General features: G+C 63.7%; 18 protein-coding genes and 5 tRNA genes. 15 read left to right on the forward strand and 8 right to left on the reverse strand.

Annotation, left to right across the window (positions count from 1 at the left end; translation table 11 throughout):
• Nucleotides 1-15 precede the first annotated feature (15 nt).
• The 6 genes from HOP59_RS02690 to ccoN all read right to left on the reverse strand — a co-directional run bounded on the left by HOP59_RS02690 (nt 16) and on the right by ccoN (nt 5,334).
• On the reverse strand, nt 16-531 hold the full coding sequence (locus HOP59_RS02690) for a FixH family protein (RefSeq protein WP_234252727.1): 516 nt from the start codon (nt 529-531) through the stop codon (nt 16-18).
• On the reverse strand, nt 528-1,982 hold the full coding sequence (gene ccoG / locus HOP59_RS02695; RefSeq protein WP_234252728.1) for a cytochrome c oxidase accessory protein CcoG: 1,455 nt from the start codon (nt 1,980-1,982) through the stop codon (nt 528-530). Before ccoG ends, HOP59_RS02690 begins: the two co-directional genes overlap by 4 nt.
• Before the next feature lie 128 nt (nt 1,983-2,110).
• Complete coding sequence (gene ccoP / locus HOP59_RS02700; RefSeq protein WP_010629679.1) at nt 2,111-3,040, reverse strand: cytochrome-c oxidase, cbb3-type subunit III; 930 nt, start codon at nt 3,038-3,040, stop codon at nt 2,111-2,113.
• Complete coding sequence (locus tag HOP59_RS02705) at nt 3,037-3,276, reverse strand: CcoQ/FixQ family Cbb3-type cytochrome c oxidase assembly chaperone (protein WP_010629678.1); 240 nt, start codon at nt 3,274-3,276, stop codon at nt 3,037-3,039. Before HOP59_RS02705 ends, ccoP begins: the two co-directional genes overlap by 4 nt.
• A gap of 2 nt (nt 3,277-3,278) precedes the next feature.
• Nucleotides 3,279-3,887, reverse strand: a complete 609-nt coding sequence (gene ccoO / locus HOP59_RS02710) for a cytochrome-c oxidase, cbb3-type subunit II (protein ID WP_010629677.1) — start codon at nt 3,885-3,887, stop codon at nt 3,279-3,281.
• Between the two features lie 22 nt (nt 3,888-3,909).
• The gene (ccoN, locus tag HOP59_RS02715) at nt 3,910-5,334 is read right to left on the reverse strand and encodes a cytochrome-c oxidase, cbb3-type subunit I (protein ID WP_010629676.1); all 1,425 of its coding nucleotides are present in this window, start codon (nt 5,332-5,334) and stop codon (nt 3,910-3,912) included.
• Between the two features lie 160 nt (nt 5,335-5,494).
• On the opposite strand from ccoN, the gene HOP59_RS02720 reads away from it, so the two are divergent.
• The 11 genes from HOP59_RS02720 (at nt 5,495) to HOP59_RS02770 (ending at nt 15,175) form a co-directional block, all read left to right on the forward strand.
• Nucleotides 5,495-6,217 carry an alpha/beta family hydrolase gene (locus HOP59_RS02720; RefSeq protein ID WP_010629675.1) on the forward strand — a complete coding sequence of 241 codons (723 nt, stop codon included), beginning with the start codon at nt 5,495-5,497 and terminating at the stop codon, nt 6,215-6,217.
• 148 nt (nt 6,218-6,365) lie between these two features.
• Nucleotides 6,366-6,441, forward strand: a tRNA-Val gene (locus HOP59_RS02725).
• Between the two features lie 54 nt (nt 6,442-6,495).
• A tRNA-Asp gene (locus HOP59_RS02730) sits at nt 6,496-6,572 on the forward strand.
• Between the two features lie 26 nt (nt 6,573-6,598).
• A tRNA-Asp gene (locus HOP59_RS02735) sits at nt 6,599-6,675 on the forward strand.
• A gap of 40 nt (nt 6,676-6,715) precedes the next feature.
• A tRNA-Val gene (locus HOP59_RS02740) sits at nt 6,716-6,792 on the forward strand.
• Between the two features lie 3 nt (nt 6,793-6,795).
• A tRNA-Asp gene (locus HOP59_RS02745) sits at nt 6,796-6,872 on the forward strand.
• A gap of 287 nt (nt 6,873-7,159) precedes the next feature.
• A complete protein-coding gene (locus HOP59_RS02750; RefSeq protein WP_479688656.1) occupies nt 7,160-9,103 on the forward strand; it encodes an FAD-dependent oxidoreductase in 1,944 nt (647 codons plus the stop codon).
• A gap of 149 nt (nt 9,104-9,252) precedes the next feature.
• Nucleotides 9,253-9,879 (forward strand): hypothetical protein, encoded by a 627-nt coding sequence (locus HOP59_RS02755; protein ID WP_234252729.1) that lies wholly within the window; start codon nt 9,253-9,255, stop codon nt 9,877-9,879.
• Nucleotides 9,880-10,370: 491 nt separating this feature from the next.
• Nucleotides 10,371-12,293: a PrkA family serine protein kinase gene (locus HOP59_RS02760; RefSeq protein ID WP_234252730.1), complete on the forward strand. Its 1,923-nt coding sequence runs from the start codon at nt 10,371-10,373 to the stop codon at nt 12,291-12,293.
• Between the two features lie 23 nt (nt 12,294-12,316).
• The gene (locus HOP59_RS02765) at nt 12,317-13,600 is read left to right on the forward strand and encodes a YeaH/YhbH family protein (RefSeq protein WP_010629671.1); all 1,284 of its coding nucleotides are present in this window, start codon (nt 12,317-12,319) and stop codon (nt 13,598-13,600) included.
• Between the two features lie 18 nt (nt 13,601-13,618).
• The gene (locus HOP59_RS02770) at nt 13,619-15,175 is read left to right on the forward strand and encodes a SpoVR family protein (protein ID WP_010629670.1); all 1,557 of its coding nucleotides are present in this window, start codon (nt 13,619-13,621) and stop codon (nt 15,173-15,175) included.
• 73 nt (nt 15,176-15,248) lie between these two features.
• Here HOP59_RS02770 and HOP59_RS02775 read toward each other — a convergent pair whose 3' ends face one another.
• Nucleotides 15,249-15,602, reverse strand: coding sequence for a high-potential iron-sulfur protein (locus tag HOP59_RS02775; RefSeq protein ID WP_234252731.1), 354 nt, complete (start codon nt 15,600-15,602; stop codon nt 15,249-15,251).
• 346 nt (nt 15,603-15,948) lie between these two features.
• Between HOP59_RS02775 and HOP59_RS02780 the strand changes: the two genes are divergently transcribed.
• Nucleotides 15,949-16,368 carry a CopD family protein gene (locus HOP59_RS02780; RefSeq protein WP_010629668.1) on the forward strand — a complete coding sequence of 140 codons (420 nt, stop codon included), beginning with the start codon at nt 15,949-15,951 and terminating at the stop codon, nt 16,366-16,368.
• A 53-nt stretch (nt 16,369-16,421) separates the two neighbouring features.
• Here HOP59_RS02780 and HOP59_RS02785 read toward each other — a convergent pair whose 3' ends face one another.
• Entirely contained in the window at nt 16,422-16,886 is a 465-nt protein-coding gene (locus HOP59_RS02785; RefSeq protein ID WP_010629667.1) for a DUF2231 domain-containing protein, read from the reverse strand.
• An 84-nt stretch (nt 16,887-16,970) separates the two neighbouring features.
• Between HOP59_RS02785 and coxB the strand changes: the two genes are divergently transcribed.
• From coxB to HOP59_RS02800, 3 genes are read left to right on the forward strand one after another with little or no spacing between them, the layout of a single operon-like run.
• Entirely contained in the window at nt 16,971-17,987 is a 1,017-nt protein-coding gene (gene coxB, locus HOP59_RS02790) for a cytochrome c oxidase subunit II (protein WP_010629666.1), read from the forward strand.
• Nucleotides 17,984-20,515: a cytochrome c oxidase subunit I gene (gene ctaD / locus HOP59_RS02795; protein ID WP_234252732.1), complete on the forward strand. Its 2,532-nt coding sequence runs from the start codon at nt 17,984-17,986 to the stop codon at nt 20,513-20,515. Before coxB ends, ctaD begins: the two co-directional genes overlap by 4 nt.
• On the forward strand, nt 20,512-20,862 hold the full coding sequence (locus tag HOP59_RS02800) for a hypothetical protein (protein WP_234252733.1): 351 nt from the start codon (nt 20,512-20,514) through the stop codon (nt 20,860-20,862). The genes ctaD and HOP59_RS02800 overlap by 4 nt, the downstream gene beginning before the upstream one ends.
• The last annotated feature ends 77 nt before the right edge of the window (nt 20,863-20,939 follow it).

The following is a 20,939-nucleotide window of genomic DNA, read 5'->3' on the forward strand; positions in this document are numbered from 1 at the left end:
GGCGAGATAAGGCGATCAACCACGCGACGGCAACCCGGGCGTCAGCGCGAACTCCTCGTCGCTGGGGAAGCTGCCTTCACCGACCAGGCGCCATTCGGGCTGCTCCGCGCTGGGGTGCAGCTGCAGATACCAGCGATAGCGCAGGTTGTCCGGCGCTTGGCCCAGGTAGCGGCCATCGCGCACGTGCTCCAGCACGATTTCCTGGTCGCGGTCGCCCACGGTGGGGAAGAGCAGCTTCAGGTAGAGTCGCTCGGGGCGCTCTGCACCGTCGAGCTGAACGATGATGTCGCTGGTCATGGGATCGATACGCAGGTTGGCAACCAGGTCGAGCTCCTCGGCACGCTGCTGCTTGGCCAGCACCATGTTGATGGCGCGGCCGTGCTCGTAGTAATCCTCCTGCACCAGGCCGTCGGCGGTGCGAATCGCCATCACGGCCAGGGTCGAGCTGCCGAAGATCGAGGTGAACAGCAGACCGAGCAGGAACCACGGCCAGAACTGCTTGTACCAGGGGGAAGGGGTCGTCATGGTCATCTCCGTGCTTCACCGATGAAGCGGGTATCGCGTTCGAGCGTAATGCGCTCGTCGTCAAGGGATCGAAGGTTGAGCTGAATGGGGTGGCTGGGCAGTGTCAGCACCTCCGGGGCGGCGGTGATCTGTACCGCAAACAGCCGCGTGGTGCCGGCCGCTACCCGTAGCGTCTCGGTGTCGAGCTCCAGTCCGGGTAGACCGCTCACCTCCAGCTGGTAGGTGTGGTCACGGTCGTCGAGGTTGCGTACCGTCAAGGTATAGACATTGCTGATGCGCCCGTCACGGGTCATCTGGTAGAGCTGGCCACGCTCGCGCTCCACCTCGACATTGAGCGGCATGCGGTCGCCCAGTGCCCACACGAACAGCCCGATCATCACCGTCAGGGCGGCGAAGTAACCCAGCAGGCGGGGACGCAGGATATGGGAGCGCTTGCCTTCCAGAGCGTTCTCGGTGGTATAGCGAATCAGCCCGCGCGGGTAGTTCATGCGGTCCATCACGCTGTCGCAGGCATCGATACAGGCGGCACAGGTAATGCATTCGTATTGCAGCCCCTTGCGGATGTCGATGCCGGTGGGGCAGACCTGCACGCACAGATCGCAGTCGATGCAGTCGCCGTGGCCGGCCGCGCGCGCCTCGGCATGGCTCAGGCTCTTCTTGCGCGAGCCCCTGGGTTCGCCGCGGGATGCGTCGTAGGAAACGATCAGCGTGTCGTTGTCGAACATCACCGACTGGAAGCGGGCATAGGGGCACATATAAATGCATACCTGTTCGCGCAGCCAGCCGGCATTGAGATAGGTGAAGACCAGAAAGAAGCCGACCCAGAAATAGGACCAGCCGTGAGCCTCGAGGGTGGGCAGCTCGATCACCAGTTCACGGATGGGCGTGAAGTAGCCGACGAAGGTGGCGCCGGTGGCCAGGGCGATGGCCAGCCAGACGACGTGCTTGGCGCTCTTGCGCCACGCCTTGTCGAAGCTCATCGCCTGGTTGTCGAGCTTGATGCGCCGGTTGCGCGAACCCTCCAGGCGATGCTCCACCCAGATGTAGAGAAAGGTCCACACGCTCTGCGGGCAGGTGTAACCGCACCACACGCGACCGGCGAATACGGTGATGAAGAACAGGCCGAAGGCGCAGATGATCAGCAGCCACGACAGCAGGATGAACTCCTGCGGGTAGAAGGTGGCGGCGAAGATGTGGAATTCTCGCCCGGGCAGATCGAACCAGATCAGCGGGCGATCGCCCCAGGTGAGCCAGGGCAGGCCGAAGAAAGCCAGCATCAACAGCCAGTTGGCGATACGGCGCACGCGCTGGAACAGCCCCTTGATCTCGCGCACGTAGATATGGCGCCGCTTGGCGTACATCTCCTGTTGTACTGCGGCATGTTGTACCGTGGCATGGGGCGTATGATGCCCCACCGGATCCGGGGTCACGTCACGCGTGGGAATCTTATCGCTCATTTCGGACTCACGACGGGCAACGGCGGCCCGTATGGGGAAGGCAATGAAGTGGCTTCATTGTATCGAGAGCCCGTCACGAGGCGGGGCAGTGCGACGGTGGGTCGCACTGCCCGCCCGGGCGGGGGACGTCAGTCGCGGAAGCGCAGACTATAAACGTAAGCCGCCACCAGATGGACACGCTCTTCGCCGATGTAGGCTTCCTGAGCCGGCATGTGGCCATTGCGGCCATTGCGCAGCGTCTGGCGGATCGAGTCGGCCACGCTCTGACCGGGCGCCTGATAGAGCCAGATGTCGTTGGTCAGGTTGGGCGCGCCCAGGGCCGTGTTGCCGGTGCCTTCCTGGCCATGACAGGCGGCACACACCGAGGCGTAGACCGCAGCACCCTGCTCGGCCTGCTCGGCATCGTGCTCGAGGCCCGAGAGCGACAGCACGTGCTGAGCGACTCGCTCGATGTTGCGCTCGCCCAGGCTCTGGAACGAGGGCATCAGACCGTTACGACCGCGAATCAGGGTGGTCATGATCTGCTCGGGTTCGCCACCGTAGAGCCAATCGTCGTTGGTCAGGTTGGGGAAACCGTAGCCGCCGCGGGCGTTGGCGCCGTGACACACCGCGCAGTTGTTCTGGTAGATGCGCTCGGCGACCTGCATCGCTTCGGCGTCCTGCGCCAGCTCGGGGATCGGAATCTCCTGGTACTGGGCGAAGATCGGCGTGAAGCGCTCCTCGGCGCGGGCCACTTCCTGCTCCCACTGGCCTTCCTGGGTCCAGCCCAGCAGGCCGGTGAAGTTGCCAAGGCCGGGGTAGAGCAGCAGATAGCCCAGGGCGAAGATCACCGTGGCCACGTAGAGCTGGAACCACCAGCGCGGCAGCGGATTGTCGTACTCCTCGATCTCGTCGGCGGCATGACCGGTGGTTTCCACGTTGCCGTCGGCATCCGGCACCTTGTCGGTCTTGCGGTTGGCGTACAGGATCCAGAAAGCGAAGGCGATGGAGCCCAGCGTGATGATGATGATCCAGGCACTCCAGAACTCGGAGAGGGAGTCACCCCAGAAGTTGCTCATGTGTCTTTGTCTCCCCTGTCGTGGCGGGAATCGGCTTCGCTTGCCTGCTCGCGCTTGGAGCGCTGCTGCGAGGCGCTGCTGTCACGGTTGCTTTGTTCGTCGTCCTCGGCGAAGGGCAGGTTGGCCGCCTCGTCGAAATCCGGCTTGCGTCGCCGGGAGTATGCCCACCAGGTAATGCCCAGGAAGGCGATGATCAGCAGGCCGGTGATGATGCCGCGAAAGGTACCGGTATCCATGATCAGCGCGTGCCCTCGAGCACGGTCCCCAGCTGTTGCAGATAGGCCACCAGCGCGGTGATCTCCTGCTGGCCACGGACTTCACGCGTGGCGTTGGCGATATCTTCATCGGTGTAGGGTACGCCCAGGCGGCGCAGCGCCTCCATCTTGCGCGGCGTGTCACGGCCGTCGAGGGTGCGTTCGAACAGCCACGGATAGGCCGGCATGATCGAACCGGGTACCACGTCGCGCGGGTTGTACATGTGGGCACGGTGCCAGTCGTCGCTGTAGCGGCCGCCGACGCGAGCCAGATCCGGGCCGGTACGCTTGGAGCCCCACAGGAAGTTGTGCTCGTAGATGAACTCGCCAGCCACGCTGTAGTGGCCGTAGCGCTCGGTCTCGGCGCGGAACGGGCGGATCATCTGCGAGTGACAGCCGACGCAGCCCTCACGCCGGTAGATGTCGCGACCCTCCAGCTCCAGGGCAGACAGCGGGCGCAGCCCGTCCACTGGCTCCGTAGTCTGCTTCTGAAAGAACAGCGGCACGATCTCGGCCAGGCCGCCGAAGCTGATCACCACCAGGATCAACACGGCGAGCAGGCCTACGTTCTTTTCGACAATCTCGTGTTTCATTGGTGTCGGTATCCCCGGTTGCTCAGGCGGACTGCGGAAGCGGCTGCTGGGCGGCTTCGCTGCGCTTGACGGTCATGAAGACGTTGTAAGCCATGATCAACATGCCCACGACCCAGAACAGGCCGCCGATCAGGCGTACGACGTAGCCGGGACCGCTGGCCTCGACCGACTCCATGAAGGTGTACATCAAGGTGCCGTCGGGGTTGATGGCGCGCCACATCAGGCCCTGCAGGATGCCATTGACCCACATGGCGGCGATGTAGAGTACGGTGCCGATGGTGGAGAGCCAGAAGTGCACGGCGATCAGACCGACCGAGTACATCTCAGTGCGGCCGAACAGGCGCGGAATCAGGTGATACATGGAGCCGATGGTGATCATCGCCACCCAGCCCAGGGCGCCGGCGTGCACGTGTCCGATGGTCCAGTCGGTGTAGTGGGACAGGGCGTTGACCGTCTTGATGGCCATCATCGGCCCTTCGAAGGTGGACATGCCGTAGAAGGCCAGGGCAACGACCAGGAAGCGCAGGGTCGGATCGGTGCGCAGCTTATGCCAGGCGCCGGAGAGGGTCATCATGCCGTTGATCATGCCGCCCCAGGAGGGCGCCAGCAGGATGATCGACATCACCATGCCCAGCGACTGAGCCCAGTCGGGCAGCGCGGTGTAGTGCAGGTGGTGCGGGCCGGCCCACATGTAGATCATGATCAGGGCCCAGAAGTGCACGATCGACAGGCGATAGGAGTAGATGGGGCGCTCGGCCTGCTTGGGCACGAAGTAGTACATCATGCCGAGGAAGCCGGCGGTCAGGAAGAAGCCCACCGCGTTGTGGCCGTACCACCACTGCACCATGGCGTCGATGGCGCCGGAGTAGAGCGAGATGGAGTACATCATGGTGACCGGGATCGCCGCGTTGTTGACGATGTGCAGCACCGCCACGGTCAGGATGAAGGCGGCGAAGAACCAGTTGGCCACGTAGATGTGGGAGGTGCGTCGCTGCTTGACGGTCATCAGGAAGACGATGGCGTAGCTGACCCAGACCACGGCGATCAGGATGTTGATCGGCCACTCGAGCTCGGCGTACTCCTTGGTGGTGGTGTAGCCCAGCGGCAGCGTGACCACCGCCGACAGAATCACCGCCTGCCAGCCCCAGAAGGTGAAGGCCGCCAGCTTGTCGGAAAACAGCCGCGTCTGGCAGGTACGCTGCACCACGTAATACGAGGTTGCCATCAGGGCGGAGCCACCGAAGGCGAAGATGACGGCGTTGGTGTGCAGCGGGCGCAGACGGCCGAAGCTGGTCCAAGGCAGATCGAGGTTGAGTTGCGGCCATACCAGCTGTGCGGCGAGGATGACACCGAGGAGCATGCCCACGATGCCCCACACCACTGTCATGATCGCGAACTGCCGAACTACCTTGTAGTTGTAGGTCGGGTGCTCTAATGCTGTGCTCATGTCAGGTTCCCATCGAACGCGTGTCGAGAACTCGTGGTGGCGGCTGCCACTCGGCGCTCCCGGTTGGGTGATGCAGGTCAGAAAGCAGAGCGGATTCTAGCGCAGCCGCCTGACAGACTGAAACAAGGATACAGGTGAAACTGGTATAGGAATTTGACGCGTGTCGGACTTTTCGTCGAAAGCTGCGCTGAGCATCGATCCCGCCCGACTGGGCGAATGGGAGCCGAAAGAGCGGCCCGGAAACTGGTTCGTGGAAGGGCTGGGGCCACTCGAAGTGAAGGGCGACGGCAGCAGCGGTTGCCTGCTGATCGCCCATGGTGCGGGGGCTGGCCAGCAGTCGGCCTATATGAGTCATTTGCGTGATGCGCTGGCCCGCGAGGGGGTTCAGACCCTGGCCGTCGAGTTCGCCTACATGCAGCACATGCAGCGAGAAGGCAGGCGAAGGCCGCCTCCTCGTATCGACCGCTTGGTAGAAGAGTTGTCACAGTGGTGCGACATTCTGACACGGCCCCAAGGGGGTAACCTGTGGCTCGGGGGCAAGTCGATGGGTGGGCGCGCGGCCAGTCTGCTGGCAGCGAACGAGGCGGTGACCGGTCTGGTTCTGTGCGGCTATCCCTTTCATCCACCCGGCAAGCCTGAGCGTTTACGGCTGTCGCACTGGCCGTCGATCGAGTGTCCCACCCTGGTGGTGCAGGGCAGTCGCGATCCGTTTGGCACTCGGGAGGAAGTCGCGGGCTACGAACTGCCGGAGCATGTGCGAGTGCATTGGCTCGCCGATGGCGACCATGACTGGAAGCCACGACGCTCATCGGGCCGCGATCAGGCGGAGTTGATCGAAGAGGGGGCGGCCGTGATCGCCGCTTTCATGGGCTCCCATCGATAGACGCGGTGATCAAGTTCAAGGCTGGTGCGGCCTGTGGCCGGTTTCGCCGTGGAATGCGTGTTCGTGGCCACTCTCGAACTCGTCGCTGAAGTCGCAAAGGCGTTGACAAGGAAAAGGAACTCTGTAGAATTCAGCGCCACGTGACCAGGGGTGGTTAGCTCAGCTGGGAGAGCACCAGCCTTACAAGCTGGGGGTCACAGGTTCGAACCCTGTACCACCCACCATCGCGTCCGAACAGAGGCGATGGCAAGAACCTGGGCACGTAGGAAGCAAGCAGCGGACCGGTAGTTCAGTCGGTTAGAATGCCGGCCTGTCACGCCGGAGGTCGCGGGTTCGAGTCCCGTCCGGTCCGCCATCGTTTCCAAGCAGTTCATCAGCTGTGGACCGGTAGTTCAGTCGGTTAGAATGCCGGCCTGTCACGCCGGAGGTCGCGGGTTCGAGTCCCGTCCGGTCCGCCACGATGTCTGTTCTGCAGTTTTCGCTAGTTGCGATATGCGTGGGTGATTAGCTCAGTTGGTTAGAGCACCAGCCTCACATGCTGGGGGTCACTGGTTCGAGTCCGGTATCACCCACCACGCGGACCGGTAGTTCAGTCGGTTAGAATGCCGGCCTGTCACGCCGGAGGTCGCGGGTTCGAGTCCCGTCCGGTCCGCCATTCGATTTCAGGCCCCGAGCCCACGGCTCGGGGCCTTTTCGTATCGACTATACTCCCTCCGCCGGCCCGCGCAGGCCTTCGTGCGCTGCGGATTTCGCTTGCAGCGTGTCAGGCTCGCTTCGCCCTTCGGCATATGTACCGCTTTTTCTTTTGCGCCTGTCGTTCAGCTATCATACAGTTGTTTGAAATTGACCGTGACTCGACCCAAGGAGGAGTTCGGCGTGCGCTATCCTCATCTTTTTCGTCCGCTCGAGGTGGGCCATCTGACACTGCCCAACCGCGTGCTGATGGGCTCCATGCATACCAACCTGGAAGAGGCGCCGAACGGCTTCGCCCGCCTGGCAGCGTTCTATGCCGAACGTGCCCGTGCCGGCGTCGGCTTGATCGTCACCGGCGGCATCGCGCCCAACCCCGAAGGGGCGGTATTCCAGGGGGCAGCCACGCTGGAGCGCGCCGAGCAGGTGGCCGATCATCGCGGCGTGGTCGAGGCCGTGCACGCCGAGGGCGGGCGCATCTGCATGCAGATTCTGCATGCCGGACGCTACGCCTACTCTCCCGAGCTGGTCGCGCCTTCGCCGCTCCAGGCGCCGATCAACCCCTTCGTGCCGCATGAGCTCAGCGACGCTGAGGTAGAGCGTCAGATCGAGGCCTACGTGCGCTGCGCCTCGCTGGCACGGGAGGCCGGTTATGACGGTGTCGAGGTGATGGGCTCCGAGGGCTATCTGATCAACCAGTTTTTGTGCCTGCGCACCAACCAACGTGACGACCGCTGGGGCGGGGCATTCGACAACCGCATGCGTTTCGCCGTCGAGATCGTGTCGCGCATTCGCCAGGCGGTGGGCGACGACTTCCTGATCATCTTCCGCCTGTCGATGATCGACCTGGTGGAAGAGGGCAGCACCTGGGAAGAGGTGGTGACCCTGGGGCGTGCCATCGAGACTGCCGGCGCCAGCCTGATCAATACCGGCATCGGCTGGCACGAGGCGCGCGTGCCCACCATCGTCACCAGCGTGCCACGGGCGGCCTTCACCGAGGTCACCCGGCGCATGAAGGCCGAGCTCTCCATACCGCTGATCACCACCAACCGCATCAACATGCCCGAGGTGGCCGAGCGCGTGCTGGCCGATGGTCATGCCGACATGGTCTCCATGGCACGCCCCTTCCTCGCCGACCCGGCCTGGGTCGCCAAGGCGGCCGAAGGGCGCGACGACGAGATCAATACCTGTATCGCCTGCAACCAGGCGTGCCTGGATCATACCTTCCAGGGCAAGCTCACCACCTGCCTGGTCAATCCGCAGGCCTGCCACGAGACCGAGCTCGTCATCGAGACGGCCGAGACACCGCGCGACGTTGCCGTGGTCGGCGGCGGTCCGGCGGGGCTGGCGGCGGCACTCACTGCGGCCCGCCGCGGCCACAGCGTGGTGCTGTTCGAGCGCACCGGGGAGCTGGGCGGTCAGTTCAACCTGGCGCGCAGGATTCCCGGCAAAGAGGAGTTCGACGAGACGCTGCGCTACTTCAAGGTCATGCTCGACAAGCTGGGTGTCACGGTGAAGCTCGGCGTCGAGGCCGACGTGCAGACGCTGCGCGATTTCGACGCGGTGATTCTGGCCAGCGGGGTGCGCCCGCGGCGGCTCGAGCTGCCGGGCATCGACCATCCCAAGGTGATGAGCTATCCCATGGCGATCCAGCACCCGGAACGGGTCGGGCGGCGGGTGGCGATCATCGGTGCCGGCGGCATCGGCTTCGACGTGGCCGAGCTACTGACCCACGTAGGGCATCCCTCGCTGGATCGTGACGCCTGGTGCGCCGAGTGGGGCGTCGACCTCGGTGTCGCCCAACGCGGCGGCCTGCGCCCGCCCGAGCGCCCTGACACGCCGCGTCAGGTCTTTCTGCTGCAGCGCAAGGCCTCCAAACCTGGCAAGGGACTGGGCAAGTCCACCGGCTGGGTGCACCGCATGTCGCTGCGCCACCGCAACGTGGAGACGCTGGCGGGCTGCGAATACATGGGCATCGACGACGACGGCCTGCATATCCGCCTGGGCGGGGAGCCGCGCCTGCTCGAGGTCGACAGCGTGGTGATCTGCGCCGGTCAGGATCCGGTGCGCGAGCTCCTCGAGCCGCTCAAGGAGGCTGGCGTGGCGGTGCATCTGATCGGTGGCGCCGACGAGGCTGCCGAGCTCGACGCCAAGCGTGCCATCGATCAGGGCACCCGTGTGGCGGCGGGGCTGTAGCAAGTGGGCCGGAGCGCCACGACTACTCCGGCGTGGCGCCGTGACGATAGCATTGTAAAAGCGGGTTACACTGGTCGAGGTGCATCTTCGAACTGTGTCACCCGCCTGGTTCTTTGAAGCGCGAGAAAAACAACAACCGGAGAGAATCGATGCGAGCCATGAGGAAACCTGTTGGAACGGCGTTGCTGGGTCTGGCCCTGGCGCTCCCTGTTACCGCTTCCGCCCAGGCCGATGAGGTCGTCGAGCAGATCGAGCTGGGTCTCGAACTCTATCAGGAAGGAGAATATGGTGCGGCGCTGACCGAGCTTGAGTTCGCCATCAATGACATTCGCAAGCTGATGTCGGGGCGCCTTGCCAATACTTTTCCCGAGGCGCCTGCCGGCTGGAGTGTCGAGGAGGTGGAGTCCGGAGGCGGTGGGGCGGCAGCCCTGATGGGCGGCGGCGCCATGCTGCAAAGAAACTACCGAGAAGAGGGCGGCGATGGCCGTCTGGAGGCGTCGATGATGGTCGACAACCCCATGGTCCAAGGCATGGCCGCGCTCTTCAACAATCCAGCCATGATAGCCTCGCAGCCCAACATGGAGCGGGTACGCATGGGGCGTGAGTCGGCTATCGTCAAGTGGGAAGCCGAGCGTGGGCGGGTCGAGGCTACCATGCTGCTCGATGGGCGCATCCTGCTGCAGGTGGAGGGACAGGGCCTCGACTCTCCCGATCTGGCCGTTGAGCTTCTCCGGGACTGGGACTTGGCCGAGGTACGCGAGCAAGCTACTCGCTGAATCGCGGCAGCGGGTGATGGTGACGTCATCCGGCGCAGGGCCTGCGTTTATTGCCTGACGAGTCTATACGTCTACACTAATAGACCCACATCTCCATTAGCTGCCAGTCGTGCTCCCTGTTGCACCGACTGGCAGCCTGCTTCGCTAGTATCGCCTGTCTTCGTGCTTCAACCTCCTTCCTTCGGCCTGCTCGTGGTGCCCCTGTGTCATGGGCGGCCCGCGCATGGTGTCCTCTTTGCCCTACGGTCGGCATGACTTTTCCATGCCTTCGCGGATGGCGGTACGGGCGTTCGTCAGCTGCGTCCTAATAGCGTTTACGCATCTTTCGATCCATCATCGAACCCTTGGCATGCCCTGCGTTCTCATGGTTATCCTACCCTTGCGTTGATTATTTGCCGCCCACTGCGCCCCGAAGTGACTAGGCTGATGAGTAACCCGCGGCGGCCATCCGGTTCGATGGCCAGGGGGGGTAAGGCAAACAGGAGGCTTCGATGAGCATCTTCGACCATGTGCAGAACCGCTTCTCTCGTGTCCAGCAGGAGGAAATGACCCTGCAGGAATATTTGGAGCTGTGTCGTGAGGACCCCATGGCCTACGCCAGCGCCGCCGAGCGGATGCTGAAGGCCATTGGCGAACCCGAGGTGATCGACACCGCCAAGGATGCGCGGCTCTCCCGAATCTTTTCCAACAAGGTGATCCGCCGCTACCCGGCCTTTTCCGAGTTCTACGGCATGGAAGAGGCGATCGAGCAGATCGTGGCTTACTTCCGCCACGCCGCCCAGGGGCTCGAGGAGCGCAAGCAGATCCTCTATCTGCTCGGTCCGGTGGGTGGCGGCAAGTCGTCGCTGGCGGAGCGGCTCAAGCTGCTGATGGAGCATATTCCGTTCTATGCCATCAAGGGCTCGCCGGTCTACGAATCGCCGCTAGGGCTGTTCTCGCCCGAGGAGGACGGCGAACTGCTGGAGAAGGAGTACGGCATCCCGCGGCGCTACGTGAAGAGTGTGATGTCGCCCTGGGCGGCCAAGCGCCTCAAGGAGTACGGCGGCGATATTTCCCAATTCAAGGTGGTGCGTCTGTACCCCTCGCGGCTCAATCAGATCGCCATCTCCAAGACCGAGCCGGGCGACGAGAACAACCAGGACATCTCCTCGCTGGTGGGTAAGGTCGACATCCGCCAGCTCGAACTCTACTCCCAGGACGACCCGGACGCTTACAGTTTCTCCGGTGGCCTGTGCAAGGCCAACCAGGGCCTGATGGAGTTCATCGAGATGTTCAAGGCGCCGATCAAGGTGCTGCATCCGCTGCTGACGGCGACTCAGGAGGGCAACTACAACCCCACCGAGGGCATGGGGGCCATCCCCTTCGAAGGCATCGTTCTGGCTCACTCCAACGAGAGCGAGTGGCAGGCGTTTCGCAACAACCGCAACAACGAGGCCTTCCTCGACCGTGTCTACATCGTCAAGGTGCCGTACTGCCTGCGGGTGACCGAAGAGATCAACATCTACAAGAAGCTGCTCGAGCACTCCTCGCTCGATCAGGCCCCCTGCGCCCCCGATACCCTGCGCATGCTGGCGCAGTTCTCGGTGCTCTCGCGGCTCAAGGAGACGGAGAACTCCAGTATCTACTCCAAGATGCGGGTCTACGACGGCGAGAACCTCAAGGACACCGATCCCAAGGCCAAGTCGATCCAGGAGTATCGCGACGCCGCAGGGGTCGACGAGGGTATGGATGGGCTCTCCACCCGCTTCGCCTTCAAGATCCTGTCGAAGGTGTTCAACTTCGACAACCACGAGATCGCCGCCAACCCGGTGCACCTGCTTTACGTACTAGAGCAGCGCCTCGAACAGGAGCATCTGCCCAAGGAGACCTTCGAGCGCTACCTGCGCTACATCAAGGAGTTCCTGGCACCGCGCTATGTCGACTTCATCGGCAAGGAGATCCAGACCGCCTATCTCGAGTCCTACTCCGAGTACGGCCAGAACATCTTCGACCGCTACGTCACCTACGCCGACTTCTGGATTCAGGACCAGGAGTACCGCGACCCCGAGACCGGCGAGCTGTTCAACCGTCAGTCGCTCAACGAGGAGCTGGAGAAGATCGAGAAGCCGGCCGGCATCTCCAATCCCAAGGACTTCCGTCACGAGGTGGTCAACTTCGTGCTGCGGGCGCGTGCGCAGAACAACGGCATGAACCCCAGTTGGCAGTCCTACGAGAAGCTGCGCGGCGTGATCGAGCACAAGATGTTCGCCAACACCGAGGAGCTGCTGCCGGTGATCTCCTTCAACGCCAAGGCATCCACCGCGGATCAGAAGAAACACGAAGACTTCGTGGCGCGCATGAAGGAGCGTGGCTATACCGAGAAGCAGGTACGGCTGCTCTCGGAGTGGTACCTGCGGGTGCGTAAATCGCAATAAGCGGCGCGAGCCAGGAGGTCAGCATGACCTATTTCATCGACCGACGCGCCAACGCCAAGAACAAGAGCGCCGTAAACCGTCAGCGCTTTCTCGACCGCTACCGGACGCATATCAAGCGTTCGGTGGAGGAGGCCGTCAACCGACGCTCCATCACCGACATGGAGCGGGGCGAGAAGGTCTCGATTCCCACCCGCGATATCTCGGAACCGGTGTTCCAGCACGGGCCGGGAGGCAAGCGCACCATCGTCAGCCCCGGCAACAAGGAGTTCGTCGAAGGTGACAAGCTGCGCCGTCCCGGTGGGGGCGGTGGTGGGGGTGGCGCCGGCGAGGGCAACGCCTCCAACCAGGGCGAGGGCATGGACGAGTTCGCCTTCAGCCTGACCCGCGAGGAGTTTCTCGACTTCGTCTTCGACGGTCTGGAACTGCCGCATCTGGAGCGCAAGGCGCTCAAGGATCTCGATGAGGTGAAGCCGGTGCGCGCCGGGGTCACCCGCGACGGGGTGCCGGCGCGGATCAATATCGTGCGCTCCATGCGCGAGGCGTATGCCCGGCGCATCGCCATGCGGGCGCCGATCCGGCGTGCCCTGCGCGAGGCGCAGGAGGCCCTGGAGGAGGAGGAGGGCAAGGACCCGGTGCTGCGCAACCCGTCGCGGATTGCCGAACTCAAGGCGGAGATCGAGCGTCTCGAGAAGCGCCTCGAGGCGGTGCCCTACATCGACACCTACGACCTGCGCTACAACAATCTGGTCAATCAGCCCCAACCGTCGAGCAAGGCGGTGATGTTCTGCGTGATGGACGTGTCCGGCTCCATGACCCAGGCCCACAAGGACATCGCCAAGCGCTTCTTCCTGCTGCTCTATCTGTTTCTCGAGCGCAACTACGAGAAAGTCGAACTGGTCTTCGTGCGTCACCACACCGCGGCCAAAGAGGTCGATGAGGAGGAGTTCTTCTACTCGCGGGAGACCGGCGGCACCATCGTCTCCAGCGCCCTGACCCTGGTCGACGAGATCATCACCCGGCGCTACTCGCCAGCGCAGTGGAATCTCTACGTGGCCCAGGCCTCGGACGGTGACAACTGGGACGACGACTCGGTGAACTGCCGTGAGCTGTTGATGAAGAAGCTGATGCCGCGTCTGCAGTACTACACCTACGTGGAGATCACTCCCCATGCCCACCAGGCGCTGTGGGAGGAGTACGAAACGGTGGCCGCCGGGCATCCCGACCGTTTCGCCATGCGCCAGATCGTCGAGGCGGGCGATATCTACCCGGTGTTCCGTGAGCTGTTCAAGCGCCGCGCCGCCCATTGACGTGGATGAGGAGGCCTCATGACCCGACGCAAGCCGATCGCCACCGGTTCCGACTGGAACTTCGAGACCCTCAAGGAGTATGAGCAGGAGTTGGCCAGGCTGGCCGATGAGTATCGGCTGGACACTTACCCCAACCAGATCGAGATCATCACCACCGAGCAGATGATGGACGCCTATGCCAGCGTGGGGATGCCGGTGGGCTACCATCACTGGTCGTTCGGCAAGCAGTTCCTGGCCGTGGAGCAGGCCTACCGGCGTGGCCAGATGGGACTGGCCTACGAGCTGGTGATCAACTCCGACCCCTGCATCGCCTACCTGATGGAGGAGAACACCCTGATGATGCAGGTGCTGGTCATGGCCCACGCCTGCTATGGCCACAACTCCTTCTTCAAGGGCAATTACCTGTTTCGTACCTGGACGGATGCCAGTTCGATCGTCGACTACCTGGTATTCGCGCGCAAGTACGTGGCGGAATGCGAGCAGCGCCACGGGGTGACGGCCGTAGAGCAGCTCCTCGATGCCTGCCACGCGCTGCAGAACTACGGTGTCGATCGCTACAAGCGGCCGTCACCCATCTCCGCCGAGGAGGAGGTCCGCCGCCAGGCAGAGCGCGAGGCCTACCTGCAGACCCAGGTCAACACCCTCTGGCGCACCATTCCGGGGCGTCAGGCGGCGGATGCGCTACCCGGCAGCCTGGCCAGCGACGAGGATCCGCTGGGCCTGCACGGGGGCGGACGCTATCCACCCGAGCCCCAGGAGAACCTGCTCTATTTCATCGAAAAGAACGCGCCGCTGTTGGCGCCGTGGCAGCGCGAGATCGTGCGCATCGTGCGCAAGCTGGCGCAGTACTTCTACCCCCAGCGCCAGACTCAGGTGATGAACGAAGGCTGGGCGTCGTTCTGGCACTATACCCTGATGAATCGGCTCTATGACGAGGGGCTGGTGGACGAGGGGCTGATGCTGGAGTTCCTGCAGTCGCATACCGCCGTGGTGAGTCAGCCCGGTTTCGACAGCCCATACTACAGTGGCATCAACCCCTACGCGCTGGGGTTCGCCATGTTCAGCGACATCAAGCGCATGTGCGAAAACCCCACCGCCGAGGACCGTGAGTGGTTCCCCGACACGGCGGGTGGCGACTGGCTGGAGGCGGTGCATTTCGCCATGCGCAACTTCAAGGATGAATCCTTCATCCAGCAGTTCCTCTCGCCCAAGGTCATGCGCGACCTCAAGCTGTTCAGCATCGTCGACGACGATCAGGAGGAGATGCTGGAGGTGGCGGCCATTCACGACGAGCGTGGCTATCGTCGTATCCGGGAGGCGCTGGCCGCGCAGTACGCCCTGTCGCTGCGGGAGCCCAATATACAGGTGTACGAAGCCGATATCCGCGGCAACCGCTCATTGACCCTGCATCACGTGCAGGATAGCCGGCGACCGCTGGGCCGTAGCGTCTACCCGGTGATTCGTCATCTGCACCAGCTGTGGGGTTTTCCGGTGCGGCTGGAGTCGATTGCGGCGGATGGCAGCGTCGGCAGGCGCTATCAATGGCCGCTGCCGGACGAAGAAGGCAAGGAGTAGCGTCCGACGCGCCGTCAGGTAGCATGGGCCGGGCCGGCAGCCGCGCGCTTCGCTGGTTCGGCCCATGGTTGGCTCAGTCGGCGGTGACCCAGGACTGGCACCAGCCGCCTGGTTCGACGCTATTCTGTGGAAAGAGCTGGCAGCCTTCGCTGCGACGTTCGAAGAACATGCAGTTGCTGCAGGTTTCGCCTCGCTCGTACGCGGGGTGATCGCTGGCTCGCTCGGCCACTTCCACGTAGTTCAGTGCCTGGGCCTGCTCGTCGTTGGGGTTGAGCCTTGGCAGGGTCTGGGCGAATGCATGGCGCGAGACAATGCCGGCTCCCAGGGGTAGAGCGGCGATGCCCAGCAGGCTGTTGCGTAAGAAGTCACGTCGGCTCTGATGGGCCGGGGAGCGATGCTTCTTGGCCATGGGATGCTTCTTGGCCATTGAGATATCTCCTGCTTCGACACGGTCAAGTCGTTATGGAACGAACCCCATTGCGCCGGGCAGCTGCCGAGAGCACAGGCGACGTACCGGCTCGATTATCAGACTCGGCAAGGGGGTGTGAAGTTCTCGAGTGTTAAGCGGAGGAAACACTCTTTCGAGCCGAGGCGCAATTGCTGAATTTTGCCTTGCGTTTCAGTTCGGTGTCATGCGGTTTCGGCGGGCGAGGCGACGTAAGGGAATGCGAATGAATGAGGCGTGAAGCGCCGGCCAACGGAGCCGATGGCGCTGGCACCGCTAAGGTAGATTCGATAGGGTGTGTGAACACTGCTGCTGCAAGGATGCTGTTATGCCGTGGTTAAAGGTTCTGCACATCGCCACGCTGTTGTGCTGGTGTGCTTCGCTGCTGTATCTGCCGGCCATGCTGATGGTCAGTGCCCGGGCCCGGACGGGCAGCTCTTTCGAGGTGTCCGCCCCGGCACTGTTGCGTTTCGTTTTCACTCACATCGCCACTCCCTTCGCCCTGCTGGCGATCATGAGCGGCACCCTGCTGTTCGTCGTGGCGCAGCTCGTCGGCGGCTGGCTTGTGCTGAAGCTGGCGGCCGTGAGCGGCATGGTGCTATGCCATGTATTGTGCGGCGCGCTGATCGTGAGCCTGGAGCGTGACCGACGCCGCTTCCTGGTGCCGGCAAGCGCGCTGGTGGCCGCCATCGCCGCCACGCTCATGCTTGCCGTTCTCGTGCTGGTACTCAGTAAGCCATTCGATTGAGGCATGACAAGGAGAGTCACATGCGCCACTCGACCCGCCATGCTCGGTCAACGTTACTTGTCGTCGATCTCGACGCCGACCGCCTCGTCGTAGACGAGCATGCCACCGAGGATACCGGCCAGCACGATCAACCCCGCCGTCATCAGCGTCAGGCCAACGGCCCAAGGCAGCAGGTCGGTGGGGTAGAGGTAACGCCACAGCCAGTTGAGGGATGCCAGCGACAACATCATCACCGCCAGGATGGCGTGACACCAGCCCAGGATCATGTCGCGGATTCGCTTGACCGTGATCAGATCGGTGAGGCCGGCGATGCTGGCGACCCAGCCGCCCAGAGCGCCGATGCCGGCCAGCCACAGGCTGGTGCGTGCCCAGAACGGGTCGCCGATGAACAGGAAGAGGGCGTCGCTGCCCACCACCAGCATCAGGCAGGCAATGGGAAAGTGCACCATGGTGGGGTGAAGGGGGTGCCCGCCAATGGCAGCACGGCTTTTGATCGAGCGTCTCGGTTGTTCAGCCATGTTCGCGTCCTTTGCGATCGGTTCAGAGGTCTCTCTGGCATTCAACGCCCTGTCCAGCAATGGGTCAACCGCTGGCGGCGCTTGGTGGCATGGGCAGCGCTACCGCTGACGGCACTGCTGGCCGGCTGCGCCGGGGAAATGTCGATCCTCGATCCGTCCGGTCCCGCTGCTCGCCATCAGTTCTGGGTGTGGTGGGCCATGCTTGGTTTCAGTGCGGTCGTGGCGCTGGTTCTCTTCACGCTCTGGCTGTATACCTTTCGCCGCGGCGAGCGGCCCCAGCGAACGCCGCGGGAGGAGCAGCGCATCATGCTGCGCTGGGTGCTTGGCGGCGGGATCGCGTTGCCGCTTGTCAGCATCATTGCGCTGCTGGTCTTCGCCGCCCCGACCGGTCGCAGCATGCTTCCCCTGCCATTGCCGGAGGGTGAGGCCGAGCTCATCGAAGTGGTGGGGCACCAGTGGTGGTGGGAGATCCGCTATCCCGGCGAGAACGGCGAACCCGACGTGATCACCGCCAACCGGCTGGTGATGCCGGCCGGGGAGCCGGTCGACTTCCGCCTGGTCAGTGCGGACGTGATCCACGCCTTCTGGATCCCGCGCCTCGGTGGCAAGCGCGACATGGTGCCGGGACGGCATTCGATCATTCGTCTCGAAGCCGACGTGCCCGGCGTCTTCGGTGCCCAGTGCGCCGAGTACTGCGGTGCCCAGCACACCAACATGCTGCTGCACGTCGAGGCGATGCCGCGGGCGGAGTACGATGCCTGGCTGGCCGAGCGCCGTGCTCCTCCCGAGCCGCGCGCAGGCTTCGACGAGGCGCGGCAGGCCTTCGGCGAGCACTGCGCGGCCTGCCACACCGTCGACGGCTTTCCGCAGGAGCTCATCGCCGACGATGTCACTTACGACATGGTCGGCCCCAACCTGACCGACATCGGCTCCCGCCCCACTCTCGGGGCCGGAGTGCTGCCCATGGAAGAGGGCGCCATCGCCTACTGGCTCGAGCACCACCAGTTGCTCAAGCCCGGCAACAGGATGCCGCCGCATAACCATATCGACACCGAGACGCTGCAGGATATCGGAGCCTGGCTGGAGACGATGGAACCATGAGCGAGATCAAGGACGCGACGCTGACGCCCGAGGTTCGGCGACTGCACAAGGGATTGGACGAGGTGTGGGGCAATCCCACCGGCTGGCGGGCCTTGACCGTGGTGAACCATACCACCGTCGGTCTGCGCTTCATGGTCACCGGGGCGATCTTCTTTCTGATCGGTGGCCTGCTGGCGATGCTGATCCGCACTCAGCTGGCCTTCCCCGACAACGATTTCATGTCCCACGAGATCTACAACCAGGTCTTCACCATGCATGGCACGGTGATGATGTTCCTGTTCGCCATCCCCATTCTCGAGGGGTTGGCGATCTACATGATACCCAAGATGATCGGGGCTCGCGACCTGGTGTGTCCTCGGCTGACCGCCTTTGGCTACTTCTGTTACCTGTTCGGCGGCATCATTCTGTTTTCCAGTATGATCCTGGAGATCGCTCCGGCCAGCGGCTGGTTCATGTACACCCCGCTCAGCAGCGGCGAGTACTCGCCCGGGCCGGGCTCCGATTTCTGGCTGCTGGGCATCACCTTCGTCGAGATATCGGCGCTCTCCGCTGGCGTCGAGCTGGTGGTGTCGATCCTGCGCACTCGTACCCAGGGCATGGCGCTGCACAAGATGCCGCTGTTCGCCTGGTACATCCTGGCCATGGCGCTGATGATCGTGGTCGGCTTTCCGCCGCTGATCCTCGGCAGCATTCTGCTCGAGCTGGAGCGAGCCGCCGGAATGCCTTTCTTCGAAGTGGCCGGCGGCGGTGACCCGGTGCTGTGGGCGCACCTGTTCTGGTTGTTCGGTCACCCCGAGGTCTACATCATCTTCCTGCCGGGGGCGGGTATCGTCTCGACTCTGATTCCGGTCTTCGCCGGGCGCCCCATCGTCGGCTACGGCTGGGTGGTGGCGGCGATCATCATCATGGGCTTCGTCAGCTTCGGGCTCTGGGTGCACCACATGTTCACCCTGGGCATACCGCAGCTGGCGCTGGCCTTCTTCTCGGCGGCGAGCATGCTGGTGGCGATTCCCACCGCCATCCAGATATTCGTCTGGCTCTCCACGCTGTGGCTGGGCCGGCCCAGGATGACGCTGCCGATGCTGTGGATCGTCGGTTTCCTGATCATTTTCGTACTCGGGGGGCTGACCGGGGTGATGCTGGCCCTGGTGCCGTTCAACTGGCAGGTGCACGACACCCATTTCGTGGTCGCCCACATGCACTACGTGCTGGTGGGGGGCATGCTGTTCCCGCTGATGGCCGGGCTCTACTACTGGTTGCCTCAGGTATCGGGGCGCATGCCATCCGAGCGTCTGGGCAAGTGGAGCTTCTGGCTGATCTTCCTCGGCTTCAACGTCACCTTCCTGGTCATGCACTGGACCGGGCTGCTGGGTATGCGCCGGCGGGTGTTCACTTACGATACCGCCATGGGCTGGGACATCTACAACCTGATCTCCTCGGTGGGCGGCTTCATGATGTCCGCCGGCGTGGCGCTGCTGATTCTCGATATCGTGCTGCACTTCCGCTTCGGCAAGAAGGCGCCGCAGAATCCGTGGGGCGCCGATACCCTGGAGTGGGCCATGCCCAAGCCCCCCACGGCCTACAATTTCGTCAGTCTGCCCGCAGTGGAGACACGCCACCCGCTGTGGGAGAAGCCAGAGCTCTCGCGAACCATCTACGAAGGGCAGCACGGTCTCGCCACCATCGACCATGGCCGGCGTGAGACCTGGGGCAGCGATGCGCTGACCGGCAAGCTGCGCGAAACCATTCATCTGCCCAGTAACTCCTGGTGGCCGCTGTTCTCCTCGCTGGCTCTGGCGGTGGTATGCATCAGTCTGCTGGTGCGAGTCTACTGGCTGGCCGCCGTGGCGGTGCTGGTCGGTGTGGTACTGCTGCTGCGCTGGTCGTGGGAGAACGGCGCGCATCCCGGCAAGGCGCCCGAGGCGTCGATGGCGCCTACCGATCCGCCGCTGCACTACCACACCATGAACGGCCCCGGCGTCTGGTGCATGTCGGTCTCCCATCTGGCCAACGGCTCGCTCTATCTGTCGCTGCTGTTCGGCTGGTTCTATTTGTGGGTGGTGGCGCCTGAGTGGCAGATGCCGGAGAGCTCTCCGCTTTCGCCGCTGCTGCTGGTGGCGGCAGGCGTGGCGTTGACCCTGGGCACGCTGCTGCTGGCCAAGGTGGTGCGTCGCCTGCGCCGCCGCGAGGGGGGCGGGCTCGGCCTGATGATGTATCTCGCGGGCGGCCTGGGAAGCCTGCAGACGCTGCTGATCGTTGCGGTGATGTGGCTCGCGGGGCTGGCGCCTACCGAGACGGCGCATGATGCCACACTGTTCGTGGCGCTGTGCTACGTGCTCATTCTGGCGTCGTTGGGGGCGATACTGTGCCTTCTCCAGGGGCTGCGCGTCGGCTACGGTTACGTCAGCGTCGAGACGCCGCTGGAGCCGGTGGTGGTGCTGCGTCTGTGGTACTACCACCTGGTGGTCTACTGGAGCCTGTTCGTGGCCATCTGGGTCCTGCCGACCGTGCTGGGAGGTGGTGCATGAGGCGTCTGCTGAAACTCACCCATCCAATTCATCTGGTCAGCGGGCTGACGATCTGGGGCATCTGGTTCGTGGCGATCTATGCCGGGCTCTCGGTGGCCTGTTCGGTGGCGCCCCCCGAGCCCGAGAGCGACATGCTCACCGGCATCAACCTGGGCGTCGGCGTGGCCACCCTGGTCACCACCGCGCTGCTGCTGTGGCTGACTTGGGCCAGCGTTGCGGCGGGCCGCAGGGCGGAGGTGCGCCGCGAGTGCTACTTCGCCTATATTTCGGCCGGGATGTTCCTGTTCTCCGCGGGCAGTACCCTGTTCGTCGGCTATCCCATCGTGTTCCTGCCGCCTTGCCTGTAAGAGGTGGCATTCTCGGGCGTAGGCGAGCGGCCCGGACAGAGCGCGGCGATTCAGCCGCCGGGGTGGGCCTGCTATAC

Origin of the sequence: Billgrantia aerodenitrificans (assembly GCF_021404405.1) — a bacterium.
In the GTDB taxonomy this organism is placed as follows: domain Bacteria; phylum Pseudomonadota; class Gammaproteobacteria; order Pseudomonadales; family Halomonadaceae; genus Halomonas; species Halomonas aerodenitrificans.

Bases quoted from the DNA above. Each gene is read 5' to 3' on its own strand.
- HOP59_RS02785 (WP_010629667.1), bottom strand. From the start codon at position 16,886: ATGGCTGAACAACCGAGACGCTCGATCAAAAGCCGTGCTGCCATTGGC.
- HOP59_RS02770 (WP_010629670.1), top strand. From the start codon at position 13,619: ATGACCCGACGCAAGCCGATCGCCACCGGTTCCGACTGGAACTTCGAG.
- HOP59_RS02775 (WP_234252731.1), bottom strand. From the start codon at position 15,602: ATGGCCAAGAAGCATCCCATGGCCAAGAAGCATCGCTCCCCGGCCCAT.
- HOP59_RS02760 (WP_234252730.1), top strand. From the start codon at position 10,371: ATGAGCATCTTCGACCATGTGCAGAACCGCTTCTCTCGTGTCCAGCAG.
- HOP59_RS02765 (WP_010629671.1), top strand. From the start codon at position 12,317: ATGACCTATTTCATCGACCGACGCGCCAACGCCAAGAACAAGAGCGCC.
- HOP59_RS02750 (WP_479688656.1), top strand. From the start codon at position 7,160: ATGGGCTCCATGCATACCAACCTGGAAGAGGCGCCGAACGGCTTCGCC.
- HOP59_RS02690 (WP_234252727.1), bottom strand. From the start codon at position 531: ATGACCATGACGACCCCTTCCCCCTGGTACAAGCAGTTCTGGCCGTGG.
- ctaD (WP_234252732.1), top strand. From the start codon at position 17,984: ATGAGCGAGATCAAGGACGCGACGCTGACGCCCGAGGTTCGGCGACTG.
- ccoO (WP_010629677.1), bottom strand. From the start codon at position 3,887: ATGAAACACGAGATTGTCGAAAAGAACGTAGGCCTGCTCGCCGTGTTG.
- ccoG (WP_234252728.1), bottom strand. From the start codon at position 1,982: ATGAGCGATAAGATTCCCACGCGTGACGTGACCCCGGATCCGGTGGGG.
- HOP59_RS02780 (WP_010629668.1), top strand. From the start codon at position 15,949: ATGCCGTGGTTAAAGGTTCTGCACATCGCCACGCTGTTGTGCTGGTGT.
- ccoN (WP_010629676.1), bottom strand. From the start codon at position 5,334: ATGAGCACAGCATTAGAGCACCCGACCTACAACTACAAGGTAGTTCGG.
- HOP59_RS02755 (WP_234252729.1), top strand. From the start codon at position 9,253: ATGCGAGCCATGAGGAAACCTGTTGGAACGGCGTTGCTGGGTCTGGCC.
- HOP59_RS02705 (WP_010629678.1), bottom strand. From the start codon at position 3,276: ATGGATACCGGTACCTTTCGCGGCATCATCACCGGCCTGCTGATCATC.
- HOP59_RS02800 (WP_234252733.1), top strand. From the start codon at position 20,512: ATGAGGCGTCTGCTGAAACTCACCCATCCAATTCATCTGGTCAGCGGG.
- ccoP (WP_010629679.1), bottom strand. From the start codon at position 3,040: ATGAGCAACTTCTGGGGTGACTCCCTCTCCGAGTTCTGGAGTGCCTGG.